Annotated in this window: 15 protein-coding genes and 1 riboswitch; of the genes, 6 read left to right on the top strand and 9 right to left on the bottom strand. The window is 72.3% G+C overall.

Features of this window, described 5'->3' with window-relative positions:
- The first annotated feature begins 17 nt into the window (after window positions 1–17).
- Window positions 18–217: riboswitch (cobalamin riboswitch) on the top strand.
- Between the two features lie 112 nt (window positions 218–329).
- The 4 genes from ABTW95_RS29920 (at window position 330) to ABTW95_RS29935 (ending at window position 3527) form a co-directional block, all read left to right on the top strand.
- Window positions 330–641 (top strand): hypothetical protein, encoded by a 312-nt coding sequence (locus ABTW95_RS29920; protein WP_500228021.1) that lies wholly within the window; start codon window positions 330–332, stop codon window positions 639–641.
- Window positions 638–1630: an ABC transporter substrate-binding protein gene (locus ABTW95_RS29925; protein WP_500228022.1), complete on the top strand. Its 993-nt coding sequence runs from the start codon at window positions 638–640 to the stop codon at window positions 1628–1630. The genes ABTW95_RS29920 and ABTW95_RS29925 overlap by 4 nt, the downstream gene beginning before the upstream one ends.
- Before the next feature lie 89 nt (window positions 1631–1719).
- Entirely contained in the window at window positions 1720–2721 is a 1002-nt protein-coding gene (locus ABTW95_RS29930; RefSeq protein ID WP_500228023.1) for a FecCD family ABC transporter permease, read from the top strand.
- Window positions 2718–3527 (top strand): ABC transporter ATP-binding protein, encoded by an 810-nt coding sequence (locus ABTW95_RS29935; protein ID WP_500228024.1) that lies wholly within the window; start codon window positions 2718–2720, stop codon window positions 3525–3527. Before ABTW95_RS29930 ends, ABTW95_RS29935 begins: the two co-directional genes overlap by 4 nt.
- 120 nt (window positions 3528–3647) lie before the next feature.
- Here ABTW95_RS29935 and ABTW95_RS29940 read toward each other — a convergent pair whose 3' ends face one another.
- The 9 genes from ABTW95_RS29940 to ABTW95_RS29980 form a co-directional block, all read right to left on the bottom strand.
- Entirely contained in the window at window positions 3648–5120 is a 1473-nt protein-coding gene (locus ABTW95_RS29940) for a PepSY-associated TM helix domain-containing protein (RefSeq protein ID WP_500228025.1), read from the bottom strand.
- A gap of 150 nt (window positions 5121–5270) precedes the next feature.
- Window positions 5271–5840: a hypothetical protein gene (locus tag ABTW95_RS29945; RefSeq protein ID WP_500228026.1), complete on the bottom strand. Its 570-nt coding sequence runs from the start codon at window positions 5838–5840 to the stop codon at window positions 5271–5273.
- A gap of 166 nt (window positions 5841–6006) precedes the next feature.
- Window positions 6007–6714 carry a DUF5134 domain-containing protein gene (locus ABTW95_RS29950; RefSeq protein WP_500228027.1) on the bottom strand — a complete coding sequence of 236 codons (708 nt, stop codon included), beginning with the start codon at window positions 6712–6714 and terminating at the stop codon, window positions 6007–6009.
- A gap of 331 nt (window positions 6715–7045) precedes the next feature.
- Window positions 7046–7615 (bottom strand): RNA polymerase sigma factor, encoded by a 570-nt coding sequence (locus ABTW95_RS29955; RefSeq protein WP_500228028.1) that lies wholly within the window; start codon window positions 7613–7615, stop codon window positions 7046–7048.
- Window positions 7616–7942: 327 nt separating this feature from the next.
- Window positions 7943–8548 carry a hypothetical protein gene (locus ABTW95_RS29960; RefSeq protein ID WP_500228029.1) on the bottom strand — a complete coding sequence of 202 codons (606 nt, stop codon included), beginning with the start codon at window positions 8546–8548 and terminating at the stop codon, window positions 7943–7945.
- Window positions 8549–8873: 325 nt separating this feature from the next.
- Window positions 8874–10115: an iron uptake transporter deferrochelatase/peroxidase subunit gene (gene efeB / locus ABTW95_RS29965; protein WP_500228030.1), complete on the bottom strand. Its 1242-nt coding sequence runs from the start codon at window positions 10113–10115 to the stop codon at window positions 8874–8876.
- Between the two features lie 67 nt (window positions 10116–10182).
- On the bottom strand, window positions 10183–10674 hold the full coding sequence (locus ABTW95_RS29970; RefSeq protein ID WP_500228031.1) for a copper chaperone PCu(A)C: 492 nt from the start codon (window positions 10672–10674) through the stop codon (window positions 10183–10185).
- Window positions 10671–11318 carry an SCO family protein gene (locus tag ABTW95_RS29975; protein ID WP_500228032.1) on the bottom strand — a complete coding sequence of 216 codons (648 nt, stop codon included), beginning with the start codon at window positions 11316–11318 and terminating at the stop codon, window positions 10671–10673. Before ABTW95_RS29975 ends, ABTW95_RS29970 begins: the two co-directional genes overlap by 4 nt.
- Before the next feature lie 246 nt (window positions 11319–11564).
- A complete protein-coding gene (locus ABTW95_RS29980; RefSeq protein WP_500228033.1) occupies window positions 11565–12056 on the bottom strand; it encodes a hypothetical protein in 492 nt (163 codons plus the stop codon).
- A 455-nt stretch (window positions 12057–12511) separates the two neighbouring features.
- Between ABTW95_RS29980 and ABTW95_RS29985 the strand changes: the two genes are divergently transcribed.
- Together ABTW95_RS29985 and ABTW95_RS29990 are read left to right on the top strand one after the other, a co-directional pair.
- Window positions 12512–13111 (top strand): superoxide dismutase, encoded by a 600-nt coding sequence (locus ABTW95_RS29985; RefSeq protein WP_500228034.1) that lies wholly within the window; start codon window positions 12512–12514, stop codon window positions 13109–13111.
- Window positions 13112–13337: 226 nt separating this feature from the next.
- Entirely contained in the window at window positions 13338–14411 is a 1074-nt protein-coding gene (locus ABTW95_RS29990; protein WP_089331240.1) for an IS110 family RNA-guided transposase, read from the top strand.
- The last annotated feature ends 3 nt before the right edge of the window (window positions 14412–14414 follow it).

Genomic DNA, 14414 nt, shown 5'->3' on the forward strand with positions numbered 1-14414 from the left:
CGCGCCCTCAGGCGGACTTTTGTGCAAGTGCCGCATGTGCCACGATGTGCGGTGTAGGCGACGGCGGAACGAGGAAGCCGGTGCGAATCCGGCGCGGTACCGCCACTGTGATCGGCGAGCGGATCCCGAACCATGCCACTGCCCGCGAACGCGGGTGGGAAGGCCGGGACGAGCGTTGACCCGAGAGCCAGGAGACTCACGCGGTCGCCTCCTCGATGGCACTGGGGCGGATCTCCCCAGAGAGGAGGGCTGGTATGCCCATGGGCTCGTCGGGCCCGGCACCGTGCCGGGTGACCGTGTGCCGGGACTGCTGCTGCGGCAGTCCCAAGGTGACCGGTATCGATCACGCCGGCCAACTCGAACGCCTCCGGGAAGCCGCGCCGGTCCGGGTGTCGCGGTGCCTGGACGCGTGCGAGCAGGCCAACATCGTCGTCGTGCAGCCTTCGGCCGCTGGGCGGGCGCAGGGCGCCCACCCGGTGTGGCTGGGCCTGGTGAACGACGCCGCGGCCACTGATGACATCGCCGCCTGGGTCCGCGCCGGCGGCCCGGGCCTGGCCGATCCTCCCGCCGTTCTGGACCTGTACTCCATCCGGCCGCCGCGGCGACCGGCGGCCGGCCCGTCCCAGAAGGTGGTGTCATGATCGGCGTGCGCGGTGGGGCGGCGCTGGCCTGGCTGGCGGCGGCGGTCCTGCTGGTGTCCGGATGCGGTGGCGGTTCCGAGCGTGCCGCCGCAGGCGGACCGGGTGCGGCGCCTGCCGGGTTCCCGGTGACGGTGTCCAACTGCGGGGTGACGACGACCTACCAGCGCCCGCCGCAGCGCACGGTGTCGCTGAACCAGCACGCGACCGAGGTGATGCTGGCTCTCGGCCTGGAGAAGTCGATGGTCGGTACCGGCTACCTCGACGACGAGGTGCTGCCGGAGTTCCAGGCCGCCTACGACCGGGTGAAGGTGATCTCCAAGGAGTACCCGTCCTTCGAGACGCTGCTGGCGGCCGAGCCGGACCTGGTCTACGGCGGCTGGAAGAGCGCCTTCGAGGAGAAGGACGGCCGCAGCCGGGCGGCGCTGAAGAAGGCCGGGATCGACAGCCACCTCAACATCGAGGAGTGCCCGGAGGGGCCGGTGACGATGGCCACGGTCGAGGAGGAGATCCGCACCGTCGCCAAGATCTTCGGGGTGCCCGACCGGGCGGAGAAGCGGATCGGCTCGATGCGCGCCGTCCTGGACGGCGTCAAGGGCGAACTGGCCGGCATCACGCCGCTCAAGGTCGCCGTCTACGACAGCGGCGACAAGACCGTCTTCACCGCAGGCGGCGCGGGAATCGGAAACGAGATGATCCGGCTGGCCGGTGGCGACAACCTGTTCGCCGACGTCGACAAGCCCTACGGGGACGTCTCGTTCGAGCAGTTCGCCGAACGCGCCCCCGAGGTCATCGTGATCTACGACTACGGTGCGCAGTCCGCCGACGACAAGAAGAAGTTTCTGCTGGGGCATCCGGCGCTCAAGGACGTCCCGGCGATCAGGAACCAGCGGTTCGCGGTGCTGCCGCTGTCGTCGACGGTGACCGGTGTGCGGGTCGCGGGCGCGGTGGAGTCGCTGGCCCGGCAACTGCATCCCGACCGCTTCGCGTGACCGGCCTGGCCGAACCTCGCGTCTCCGGTGACCGGGCGCCGGTCACCGGAGGCGCGCGTTCCCGCGGACTCGGGATTCCGTATCCGCTCGTGCTGGCGCTGCTGGCGGGGCTGGTGCTGGTGGCGGCGACGGCCGGGATCGCGGCCGGGTCGGTGAGCCTGCCGCCCGGTCAGGTCTGGGGCATCCTGCTGCACTCCGCCCATCCGGCGCTGGCCGCCCCGGACTGGCCCCCGGTTCGCGAGACGATCGTGCTGGACGTCCGCCTCCCCCGGGTGCTGCTGTGCGCAGTGGTGGGAGCGGGCCTGTCGGTGTGCGGGATGGCGCTGCAGGCGCTGGTGCGCAACCCGCTGGCCGACCCGATGCTGCTGGGGGTGTCGTCCGGCGCGACCGTCGGCGCGGTGCTGGTGGTGGTCTTCCACGTGGCCTGGTTCGGCAGGTTCTCGCTGCCGCTGGCCGCCTTCGGCGGCGCACTGCTCGCACTGGTCCTGGTCTACTTCCTTGCGCGCTCCGGCGGGCGGATGACCACGGTCCGGCTGGTCCTGGCCGGCGTCGCCACCGCCGAGGTGCTCTCGGCGATCGCCGGCTACCTGGTGATCACCTCCAAGGACCCGCACAGCGCCGAGTCCGCCATGCGCTGGATGCTGGGCGGCCTGGCCGGCACCACCTGGACGGTGCTGTGGATCCCGGCGGCCGCCGTGCTGGCCGGGACCGCGGTCCTGCTCGGGCTGTCGCGCCCGCTCAACCTGCTGCTGGCCGGGGAGGAGGCCGCCGCGTCACTCGGGCTGGACGTGCACCGGTTCCGCGCCGCACTGTTCGTGCTGGTCGCCCTGATGATCGGCACGGTCGTGGCGGTCAGCGGCTCGATCGGGTTCGTCGGCCTGATCATGCCGCACGTCGTCCGGTTGCTGGTCGGCGCCGACCACCGCCGCGCGCTGCCCGCGGTCGCACTGCTCGGCGCGGCGTTCCTCATCGCCGCCGACCTGGCCGCCCGCATTCTGATCAGTCCCGAGGAGATCCCCGTCGGGATCCTCACCGCACTGGTCGGCGGTCCCTTCTTCCTGTACCTCATGAAGCGTAAGGCGCCACGATGACCCGCGGCACCGGCACCTTGCGAGCCGAGAAAGTGACCGTCGTCGCCGACGGCCGCGCTCTGGTGGCGGACGTCTCACTGGAAGCGGCCCCCGGGCAGGTCGTGGGGCTCGTCGGGCCCAACGGCGCCGGGAAGTCCACGCTGCTGCGCACCTTCTACCGCGCGCTGCGCCCCACCTCCGGACGCGTCCTGCTGGACGGCGACGACATCTGGCGCATGCCCGGCAGACACCTCGCGCGACGGCTGGCCGCCGTCCTCCAGGACACCACCGGAGACTTCGAGCTCACCGCCTACGACGTCGTGGCGATGGGCCGTACCCCGCACAAGCGCGCCTTCCAGGGCGACGCCGCCACCGACCGCGCCATCATCACCGAAGCACTGGCCGAACTGGAGGCCGCGCACCTCGCCGACGCCCCCTTCGACCGGCTCTCGGGCGGCGAGAAGCAACGCGTCCTGATCGCCCGCGCCCTCGCCCAGCAGGCCGGAACCCTCGTCCTGGACGAACCCACCAACCATCTCGACCTGCGCCACCAGCTCGACGCGCTCCAACTGGTGCGCCGCATCGGCGCGACCGCGGTCATCGCGCTGCACGACCTCAACCTCGCCGCCGCCTACTGCGACCGCCTCTGCGTCCTGGACGGCGGACGCCTGGTCGCCACCGGAACACCCGCCCAGGTGCTGACACCGGCCCTGCTGGCCGAGGTCTACCGCGTCCAAGCCGAAGTGGGCGCACACCCCCGCACCGGCATCCACCAGATCACCGTCCTTCCCGAAAGAGACGGTCCCCGCCGGAAAGGCCGCCGGTGATCTGCCAGGCCGTTCGAAGCGGGGGGAGGCACCATCGCTCCCTGATCTAGGGCCCGATGATCCCGGGTGCCCGGCCCGGAACCTCCGGGCTGGGCACCGGTCACTCGCCGCGTTGCAGGTTCACGATGTGCCGCCCGTGACGGTTCGGCGGCGGCGCAGGACCGCCGCGGCGGCGTCGATCAGCAGGAAGGCGAGCAGGGTGATTCCGAGCAGGGGCAGCGCCCATCCCACCAGCAGGACGGCCGGGATGCCGAGGAAGAGCACGGGGCGCGGCAGCTCACGCCAGGTGCCGCGCGGAGGCGGGTGCCCGAAGGGCGCGCGGCGGTCGGCGCGGGTGGGGCGACGCTGCCACCACATCCGGTAGCCCCAGAAGATCATCGTCAGCAGGCCGATCGCGGTGGTGGCGAGCAAGAGCTGGTTGGGCAGGCCGAACAGCTTGCCCATGTGGAACTGGATGCCGAGCGTGGTCAGTTTCGCCAGCCACGGGGTGTCGGCCCAGTTCACCCGCGCGGTGACCTGCTCGGTGGAGGCGTCGACGGCCACCTTGTCCTGCCGCACCGGCCACCGGTTGTCGACCTGGGCCACGCTCCACACGCTTTCAGCGTCGGCGGGCGGACTGATCTCGACCGGGCCCGACAGTCCCGCCTTGCGTGCGGTCGCCAGCACCCCGTCGACCGCGGCGGCCGGGTCGGCCGTCCCGGCCGCGGGACCGCCGCCGCCGTGGTGCTCATGGCCGCCGCCCGCGGCCTTCGCCGCGCCCGGACGCGCGGTGTCCAGCTCCGGCGCGGTCGCGTCCAGACCCGCCTGGACCCTGTCAAAGCGGGCACCCGCATGGTCCGACCAGGTAAGGCCCGTCACGCTCAGGAACAGCAGGACGACACCGAGCCACACTCCCAGAACTGCGTGCCTGCCTCGCGTACGGCGGACGCCCTTGGCCGAGCGGTCCGGCCAGAACGCGCGGCGGGCCGGGCCGCGGCCACGGTACCGCCGGCGGTGGCCCAGCCACATCAGCAGCCCGCCTGCCACGATGACCCAGAGCCAGCTGGCGGCCGTCTCGGAGTAGAGCCGGCCGGCCGGGCCCAGGTGCAGGCTGCGGTGCAGTTCGTCCAGCCAGGTACTCAGGGGTGTCGAGCCGAACCAGGTGGTCAGTGCTCCCTGCACCTGACCGGTGTAGGGATCGACGTACACGGTGCGCTGTTTCTCGCCGAGTTCGGGCACGGAGAAGACCACCTTCGTGGTGGCGTCCGCGCCGGCCGGTGGGACGACGGCGGCGACCGTGCCTCCGGGGTGCGCGGCCATGGCGGCGCGCACCTGTTCCGACAGCGGCAGAGGCGCACCGGTCGCGCGTTCGACCCGCAGTTCGTCGCCGTAGACGAGGGCGTCGAACTGCGGGGTGAACGCGTAGGCCAGGCCGGTCATCGCGGCGAGGATCAGGAAGGGTGCGACGAACACGCCGGCGTAGAAGTGCAGCCGCCGCAGCAGCGGCCACACTCCGCCCCCGCCGGGACGGCGGGCATCGGCGGGCGGGGCCTCGGCGGGGGCGGCACGGTCCCGTTCGGGATCGCCGACGACAGGTTCGGAAGTCGTGGACATGCAGGCTCCAAGGGCAAGACATCGGCAGCGCGGCGTCATGCCCTGCGGCGGGAGGCCGCGCCGCCCCGGAAAGTTTCGGGGGCTCGCAGCTGTGCGAGTGCGGTGTGTTTCGGCTCGCGCCCATCCCGCCGATGGCCGGGAGGGCGGGCGTCAGGCGAGCGCGAACGGGGCCTGCGGCGGTCCGCGCCTGACCAGGACGTGCCTCATGATGACCGCACCGACCGCCGCACGGGGACGGCGCGTCGCCCGCATCGGACGGGCCGGCCCGTCAACCGGAACGGGCCGCACCCGGGTCAGCGGCCGCAGCGTCCAGCGCGCCACCCGGCGGGCCAGCGCACACAGCCCGGCTTCCCCGCGCTCCAGCCACCACGAGGTGACCAGCACCGCGACGGTGTGCATGAGAAGCATGGCGAGCCCGGACGAGCCGCCGTGGGCCGCGGGCGTCTCCATACCCGCGTGCCCGGCCGGATCAGCGGCGGGCATCACCATCGCATGGCCCGGAACCGTCTGCGCGAACAGCACGTGCAGCGCCACCTGTCCGACCGCGACCGCGGGCAGGATCGTGGCGAACGTCCTCTCCCGGCGCGTCAACGCCAGCGCCGGCACCAAGATCAGGAGGAAGGCGGCGACCAGGGCGAGCCGGTCGACCCGTCCGCCACCGGAAAGGTGGCCCAGGGACGCGAGGACGGAGCAGGCGGCGGAGAAGCTTCCCGCACGCACCCACCGCACCACCGACCCCAACCCCATGAGGTTCAAGAGCCTCCGTTACCCATGACCGGTGTTCCGGGAAAGCCCACGGCACGCGGGCAGCACACCGGGATACGGGCGCGGGGCCCGGTGGGTTCAACCGCCTCCGCCGCGGCCGCCGCAGCTTCCGCGAACGCCCTCATGCGGCGCCATCCCAGACGAGCAAGGCGAACATCACCGCCATACCGAGGGCCATGGCGCCGTGGCAGCCGAGATCCAGGACCGCACAGTCCCTGCGCCGCACTACCGGATCGGCCGTCCCGCCGCACGGCATCCCCGCGTCCGCGCGGGCAGGGCCGAAGGCACGGGCCAGCCACCACAGGGTGAGTGCCAGCATGATGGCGGCCAGCACCCCGGCGGCCGCTCGTGAACCGCCCTGCAATGTCATCGACGCGATCGCAGAGGTGTCCGTCACGTGGTGCGTGTGCGCGCCGGATCCGTGTCCCATGGCGTCGCCCATGCCGTGGTGGCCGGACATCGCGGCGGCCATGGCGTGCACCATCCACGCCATCGCCCCCATCACCAGAGCATGGGGAAACGCGATGAGCAGTGCGCGGGAGCGTGGAGCCCCTCCGGGGAACGCCAGCGCGATCCCGACGAACCACAGCGCCGCGAGAGTGAAGAAGACGACCTGCGGCCAGGCGGGGAGATCCATTCCCCATGACCACACCATCGCCGCCATCGCGGCCGCCATCACGGCGTGCAGCACGTGCGCGACCCGGGCTGCCGCCCCGCCGCGACCGACGGTCCGGCCGTCGCTTCCGGAAACCGCCCGCCACACCGAGTAGGCCGCGAGCAGTACGAACAACACCGTCAGAATCCAGCGCAGGCCCGTCGCCTGGATCATCGGGCCACCGCCTTACGCCTGCGTTCCCCGCCCACAGCAGCCCCCCGGCTTCCGCCGTCAAGTGGCGCACTGCGCCTGGAGACGGCAGCCTCCGGTGATCCCCGGCCGCCCGCCGGTCTCGTTCTGTGCTCCGGGTCCGCAGAAGGTGATCGGTCTGTCGCCATGCGGATGCCCCTCCTCGCGCTGCGCGCGACCGGCCGCATCGGTTCGCCGGTCCCTAAGAAGTCAGTCGAAACGGCGCTCCGGTTCCCGGCATTTTCGTGACATATGGCGTACGGCGTAGAGATGACCGGATGGCGTCCAGGACACATCCGGTGCCGGCGCGACCGGATCAACCTGTGACATCGTGCGGTCCGGGGACGTCCCCGGCGCCGAGCAGGTCGATCAGCTGGGCACGGGCCCGGGCGACACGGCTGCGGATCGTCCCGACCGGGCAGCCGCAGACCGTGGCGGCGTCGGCGTAGGACAGGCCGGCGACCGCCGTCAGCAGCAGTGCGGCGCGGCGCTCGGCGGGCAGCCGGTCCACGGCATCGGCCAGCTCGCTGACCAGCATTGAGTCCTGCCCAGGAGGACGGCTCTCGGCCTCCAGCCGGCGCGTCGCCGTCCTGATGCGGGCCCGGCGCCCGATCTCCTCGGCGCACACGCGACGGGCGATGGTGACGAGCCAGGGCAAGGGCCCCGCCTCGTTGCGATAGGTGTGCAGCGACCGCAAGGCCCGCAGGTAGGTCTCCTGCATCAGGTCCTCGGCCGACCCCTGGTCCACCAGCGCCGCGCACACCCGCCATATGGCCGGGCTGGTCCGCCTGACCAGGTGCGTCAGCGCCTCACCGTCCCCGGCACCGGCGCGCAACGCCACGGTCCCGAGGTCGAGCGTATCCGGTTCCTCGTTCCAGCCGCTCATGAGCGACCGCCCAGCCCGGTGAGAACGGGCGACAGAGCACTCTCCACTCGCGCCCGGCAACATCGCATCTCGGAGAATGCCTTTCGACGTGGGGTCGGGCTCCGCGAGGGAGACCACCGGGGCGGCCGCAGCCGGCCCGGCTGCCAGGAGAGACGCGCCATCGGGCCCGAAGACTCACACGACGGCAGATGATCGGTCATGGCCGGGCGCGGCGGCAGCACGCGTCATGGCCACAGGGGATCCGCGCCGGGCCGTCCACGAACGCGACGCCGCGAAAGGACCAGGGTGCGGTGAAACGGGGCCACGCCGCCCGCAAAGATCAGCGGTTCACACGATCATCGGCGGGCCGCGGCGGACCAGCGCATGGTGCAGAAGAACGGTCCCGCCGGACCCGAACTCCGCCTCGGGCCGGGTTCCGGCAACCGGCATGACGTGCAGCGGCAAATCCGGCGGGTACGCCAGGAACACCCTCAGCAGCACGGCCAGCGCCCCGGTGAGCGCGCCCGCCGCACGCCGTGACACCCGGATCAGTCTCCACAGCGCACGATCGCCGTGGTACACCACCGATCCGAGTAGGGCGGCAGCGGCCAAGTGCAGCGCGAACATCACCGGCCCCGGCATCAGTGACGCCCCCACCCCCGGCATCGAATGGTGCACCGCCGGCACCGCGGTCCCGGCGGCACCCGCAGCCGCACTGTGGAACTGCCCCAAGGCGAACACCACGTGCATGGCCACCTGGCCGCACAGCAGCATCGCGACGATGCCCGGCCTCGACCGCTCCCGCCCCGCCAACGGCGCCGCCAGGCACAGCATCACCAGCCACCCGACCAGCAGGGACTCCCACGCAAGCGCCGCCTGCGAGGCCAGCGCGTGTGCGCACCCCGACGCCGACACGCAAACGGCCGAGAACAGCGTTGCACGCAGCATGCGCATGCCCCGGTCGGCGCGAGGCGCCTCCGCCGTCCCTCCGGCCGGGTGCTCTGTCATCGGACCGCGATCGTCCTCCGCCCTTGGGTCACCGAGTGCACGCCACGCAAATGTACTACGCAGCGTAGTACACACGTTCCATCCCGGCCCCGCCTCAACCACGGCCGCCGGCCGCAAGAACGGGCGCGGTTACCCTGGCCGTGCCTCCCCGGTCGAACACCAACGTGAACCGCACCCGCTCACCGATCCGCAGGGCCGCTTCGGCAGCATCAGGAAGTCGAGGCGGACCGCCGCGACGACCGTGCCGCAAAGCATGCCGTCTTGGGCCGGTTCATGACTCCAGGAGGGCACGGGCCACGTAGTCGCCGGGGGCGGTGGCGCCTCCGGGGACCGCGAAGATGCCGCTGGACTCGTGCCGGAGGTACCGGCTGAGCCCGTCGGCACCGGCGAGTTTGCGCTGCACCTGGATGAAGCCGGTGGTGGGGTCGGCCTGCCAGGCGACGAACAGCAGACCGGCGTCGTCCGCGCCGTCGGGAAGGTGGCCGTCATGGTAGGAGAAGCCGCGGCGCAGCATGGTCGCCCCGCCGTTGGCCGCCGGCGCGGCGACCCGGATGTGCGCGTCACCCGGAATGCTCAGCGTTCCGTCCGGGCCGATCGCCGCCAGATCGGCCGGGGTGGTCCCCGTGCCGCCCGAGAGCGGGGCACCGTTGTCCTTACGGCGGCCGATCACGCGTTCCTGGCGGGCGGTCGGAAGTTGCTCCCAGGCGTGCAGCAGCATCCGGATGCGGCGGACGACCGCGTACGACCCTCCTTCCATCCAGGCTTCCGCGCCGCTGGTGCGTCCGACGAAGATCTTCTCGTCGAAGCCGGGGGCGGACGGGTCGGGGTTGCCGGTGCCGTCGAGCTGGCCCATCAGGTTGCGCACGGTTCGCGGCCGTCCGGTGGCTCCGCGCGCGTGGTTGAAGCCGTTCATCTGCCAGCGGACGCGCGCGGTGCCCGAGGCGGTCCTTCGCAGGGCCCGCAGCGCGTGCACGGCGACCAGCGGATCGTCGGCTCCGACCTGCACCCACAGGTCACCGTCACTGCGGGAGCGGTCGAGCGCGTCGCCCGGGAAGGGCGGCATCTCCACCAGCGCGGCGGGCAGCCGGTCCTCCAGCCCGGTCCTGGCGAAGAACGTGCGGCCGAACCCGAAGGTCACGGTGAGCGAGGACGGTCCGGCGTCCAGGGCGACCTGGTCGTCGCCGGCCGGCGCCCGGCCGGCCGTCATCGCCTCGGCGGCCCGCGACCAGCGGCGCATCAGCGCCGCGGCGGCGGCACGGCCCGCTGCGGGCTCCAGGTCGAAGGCGGCCAGGTATCCCCACGCCTGCGGCGCAGTGGTGATCCCGGCCTGGTGGCGGCCGTGGAACGGGACCGCGGTGGCACCGGTCGCGGTGAGCGGGGTGTCGGCACGCCCGGCCCCCCGCCGGCCCAGCGCTCCGGCCGCGCCGCCGGCCAGCCCCGCGGCACCGGCGCCGCCCGCCACGCTCAGCAACCGGCGCCGGGTGACGCCGGTCGGCGGATCGGGTCGTTTCATGGTTGTCCTCCCGTGGCCGTCCCGGGCGCCGCCCCTCTGAAGTCGCCGGGGGCGGCGCCCGGACCGATCAATGGTGGGGGCGGTATGTCGCCGGCTTGACCGGCGCCTTCACGGTGATGGGCGCAGATGCGGCGAAGCGCAGCACGAAGGTGACGGTGTCCCCGGTGCGCGGCTTGCGCCGGAGGTCCATCAGCATCAGATGCGGTCCGCCGCTGCGCAGCGTCAGGCTGCCGCCGGCCGGAACGGGCAGCGCCGTCTCCCGCTTCATGCCTCCGCCCGCCGTGGAGCGGTGCATGGTCACATCGGCCGCGATGTCGCTGGTCACCGACGTCAACCGGTCGCTCGTCGCCCCGGCGTTGGCAATGGTGAGGTATCCGGCGGCCATGTCGGCCAGCGGGGGCTCGGGCACGTAGGCGCCGGACACCGACAGCCGGGGACCGCCCTGTGCCGCGGCGCCCGGTGAGGAGTCGCCGGGCGGCTGGGACGCGCCGGACCCCGAGCAGGCGGCCACCACGGTGACGGACGCCAGCACCGCCGCGGCGGCGGCCGGGCGCCTCACCCCTCCCCCTTGACGAGCTTGGGCAGGTCGTCCTCGTACCGCTGAGCGGGCGTCCCGGAGTTGTAGATCGAATGGACCTCGTCGTCGACGGGGGAAAAGGTGAGGACCTGCGCGCCGTGCGACACGGTCCAGCTTCCGTCGGCGTTCTTGACCGGCTTGTCCACCGATACGCCCACGCTGCGCGCCGCCTTCTCGACGGCGGAGAAGTCCCCGCTCAGTCCGATGAAGCGGTCGTCGAACGCGCGGAGCCACTGGTGCAGCCGCCCGGGCGTGTCACGGCCGGGATCGGTCGTCACGAACACCACCCGGAGCTTGTCCTGGTCGGCCGCGGGCAGCTTCTTGACCGCATTTGCCACATCGGCCATGGTCGTCGGGCACACGTCCGGGCAGTGCGTGTAACCGAAGAACAGCACGGTCGGCCGGCCCGCCGTCTGCTCGACCAGGTCGAAAGGCTTCCCCTTGTCGTCGGTCAGTTCGAGTTCCGGTTTGGGCATCGGCCGGTTCGGCCGCAGCACGTTCCCGTCCGCGGATTGCGGGGCGGGCTGGGAGGCGGACTGGGGGGCGCTCGCCCGGCCGTCCGCCGGGCCGCCGCAGGCCGCGGCGCTCATGCAGATCACCGCGAGCACGGCGGTCCCGCCGATCACGCCGGCACGCCGGCGGGACGAGCGGGATGAAGCATGCGTGAAAGTACGCACGAAGCCTCCATCGAAGAATTCGCCATCGGCCCGAAGGTCCGCGCGATGGCGTACGAAAGGTGACGGCCGGGCCGCGCGCAGCGGCGCGGCTCGGTCGCGAGGACATCCGCATCCGGCCGTGCACGAGCGCGGCGACCGCGAGTGATCAGGCGGTGCGGTGAGGGCGGGCGGTCACACCGCCCGCGATTCAGAGGTTCACCAGGCCATCGGCGGACCGCGGCGGATCACCGTGTGGTGCAGCAGGACGACCCCACCGGGCGGGTCCTCGGCGCCGGGGGTGGCGGTGACGGCCGCCACGATGTGCACCGGCGATGCCGGCAGACCGGCCAGGATCGCGCCGAACAGTGCCTCCAGCGGACCGGTGAGCGTGCCCGTCGCGCGCCGCGACATCCGGACCAGCCCCCAGAGCGCGCGGTCACCGTCATGCACCAGCCACCCGAGCACCGCGGCGGCGGCCAGGTGCAGGACGAACATCGCCGGTCCCGGTATCAGCGCAGCGCCCGCGACCGACCCGGCGTCGTGACCCGGCATCGTATGAGCCGCCGGCAGCGGTGCGGCGTCAGGCGCACCCGCGGCCGCATCGTGGCATTGCCCCAGAGCGAACACCACGTGCAAGACCATCTGACCGCACAGCAGCGTCGCGACAATGCCCGGCCTCGACCGCTCCCGTCCGGCCAGCGGCGCCACGAGGCACAGCATCGCCAGCCATCCGACCAGCAGGGACCGCCACGGGAGCCCCGCCTGCGAGGCCAACGCGTGCGCGCACCCCGAGGCGGACACGCAAACCGCGGAGAACACCACCGCGCGGAGCAGCCGCGTTCCCCGGTCGGCGCGAGTCGCCTGCGCCGTCCCTCTGGCCGGGTGCTCAGTCATGGGACCGCGTCCGTCCTCCGCTCTTCGGCCGCCGGGTGCGCTCCACCGCATGTACTACGAACCGTAGTACATGCCTCCCGCGTCTCCGCCCCGACCCCGGACCGCGGCGGCCTCGCCGGCACGGTGTCAGGCGTGGACGGCAGACGGTGCGGGAGTGGGGACCGCCGACCTAGCCGTAGGCGACACGTCCGCCGATCGCCGGGGAGAAAATCGGAGACGACATAGCTGCATTGTTGATGCAGTTGCAAGATCCTTGCAATAGTGGCCCCATGACCTACGAACTTCCGGAGCTTCCTTACGACTACGCCGCCCTGGAGCCCGCCATCACCGGCGAGATCCTGGAGTTGCACCACGCCAAGCACCACGCCGCCTACGTCAAGGGCGCCAACGACACCCTGGAGAAGCTGGACGAGGCCCGCGACAAGGACCAGCTCGGCGGGCTGGTCGGCCTGGAGAAGACCCTGGCGTTCAACCTGTCGGGGCACGTCCTGCACACGATCTTCTGGGACAACCTGTCCCCCGACGGCGGCGACCGCCCCGACGGCGAGCTCGGCTCGGCAATCGACGAGCACTTCGGCTCGTTCGAGGCGTTCAAGAAGCAGCTCACGCAGGCGACCGCGACCGTCCAGGGCTCGGGCTGGGGCGTGCTCGGCTGGGAGCCCCTCGGACAGCGGCTGATCATCCAGCAGGTCTACGACCACCACGGCAACGTCGGCATGGGCGCCACCCCGCTGCTGGTGTTCGACGCCTGGGAGCACGCCTACTACCTGCAGTACAAGAACGTGCGCCCCGACTACGTCCAGAAACTGTGGGACCTGGTGAACTGGAACGACGTCGCCGTCCGCCTCACCGCCGCAAAGAACGCCTGACAGTGATGATGTAGGTGAGCGCCTCCCGCTGGGGTCTGGCCCAACGCCTGACTGGCCTGGTGCCTTCAACGGGATCTGCCGACCCTGCGCGGGAGGCGCTCATGTGCACTCACCGGTTGTGGCGGGGTGACCTAATAAGAGCCTGGCCAGAGGCCCCATCACTGTCTTGTCCCACCGTCCGGCCGGTGCGTGCCGCCCCGCCCCCGGCCAGGAGAACAGGACGACGATGACCCCCATTACACCCGATGACGCGGCGATCGGCGAGGTCGCCGGCGGCGTCGACACCCACGCCGACACCCACACCGCCGCCGTGCTCGACCCGGTCGGCCGGATCCTGGGCACCGCGCAGTTCCCCGCCGACCAGGCCGGGTACACCGCCCTGCTGGACTGGATGGGCACCTTCGGGCGCCTGGGCCGGGTCGGGGTCGAGGGCACCGGCGTCTACGGCGCCGGACTGGCCCGCCTGCTGCACGACACCGGCGTCCAGGTGATCGAGGTCGACCGGCCCGACCGCAGGACCCGCCGGTTCCAGGGCAAGTCCGACCCGATCGACGCCGTCGCCGCCGCCAGGACGGCCCTGGCCGGGGAACGCACCGGTGTCCCCAAACGGCGCGACGGCCGCGTCGAGGCGCTGCGCAACCTGCGGGTGGCCCGACGCTCGGCCATCGACCAGCGCGCCGACGCCCAGCGGCAGATCAGGGCACTGATCGTCACCGCCCCCGACGAGCTGCGCACACGCCTGCGCGGCCTGCCCGCCCGCGAGCTGATCACCGCCTGCGCCGCCCTGCGGCCCGACCCCGCCGACGCCGCCTCACCCGAGACCGCAGCCGAGATCGCCCTGCGCTTCCTCGCCCGCCGCCACCAGCACCTGACCGCCGAGATCACCGAACTGGACGAGCTGCTCCAGCCCCTGGTCGCCGCGATCAACCCCGAACTGGTCGCCGCCAACGGAGTCGGCACCGACGTCGCCGGGCAACTCCTGGTCACCGCCGGGCAGAACCACGACCGGCTCCGCTCCGAAGCCGCGTTCGCCATGCTCTGCGGCGCCGCCCCGATCCCCGCCTCCTCGGGCCGCACCCACCGGCACCGCCTCAACCGCGGCGGCGACCGGAACGCCAACGCCGCCCTCTACCGCGTGGTGATCTGCCGCCTGCGCTGGGACCCCCGCACCCGCGCCTACGCCGAACGGCGCACCAAGGAAGGCATGTCCAAGAAGGAAATCATCCGATGCCTCAAACGCTACGTCGCCCGCGAGCTCTACCAGATCATCACCACAAACGATCTTAGACTCGCCGCTTGACAT

This window comes from Spirillospora sp. NPDC127506 (genome assembly GCF_040302145.1).
Lineage (GTDB): Bacteria > Actinomycetota > Actinomycetes > Streptosporangiales > Streptosporangiaceae > Spirillospora.

What these genes read in the sequence shown, in the direction of transcription:
- ABTW95_RS29925 (WP_500228022.1), top strand. Translation starts at nt 638, where the DNA reads ATGATCGGCGTGCGCGGTGGGGCGGCGCTGGCCTGGCTGGCGGCGGCG.
- ABTW95_RS29935 (WP_500228024.1), top strand. Translation starts at nt 2,718, where the DNA reads ATGACCCGCGGCACCGGCACCTTGCGAGCCGAGAAAGTGACCGTCGTC.
- ABTW95_RS29940 (WP_500228025.1), bottom strand. Translation starts at nt 5,120, where the DNA reads ATGTCCACGACTTCCGAACCTGTCGTCGGCGATCCCGAACGGGACCGT.
- ABTW95_RS29950 (WP_500228027.1), bottom strand. Translation starts at nt 6,714, where the DNA reads ATGATCCAGGCGACGGGCCTGCGCTGGATTCTGACGGTGTTGTTCGTA.
- ABTW95_RS29955 (WP_500228028.1), bottom strand. Translation starts at nt 7,615, where the DNA reads ATGAGCGGCTGGAACGAGGAACCGGATACGCTCGACCTCGGGACCGTG.
- ABTW95_RS29960 (WP_500228029.1), bottom strand. Translation starts at nt 8,548, where the DNA reads ATGCGCATGCTGCGTGCAACGCTGTTCTCGGCCGTTTGCGTGTCGGCG.
- efeB (WP_500228030.1), bottom strand. Translation starts at nt 10,115, where the DNA reads ATGAAACGACCCGATCCGCCGACCGGCGTCACCCGGCGCCGGTTGCTG.
- ABTW95_RS29985 (WP_500228034.1), top strand. Translation starts at nt 12,512, where the DNA reads ATGACCTACGAACTTCCGGAGCTTCCTTACGACTACGCCGCCCTGGAG.
- ABTW95_RS29990 (WP_089331240.1), top strand. Translation starts at nt 13,338, where the DNA reads ATGACCCCCATTACACCCGATGACGCGGCGATCGGCGAGGTCGCCGGC.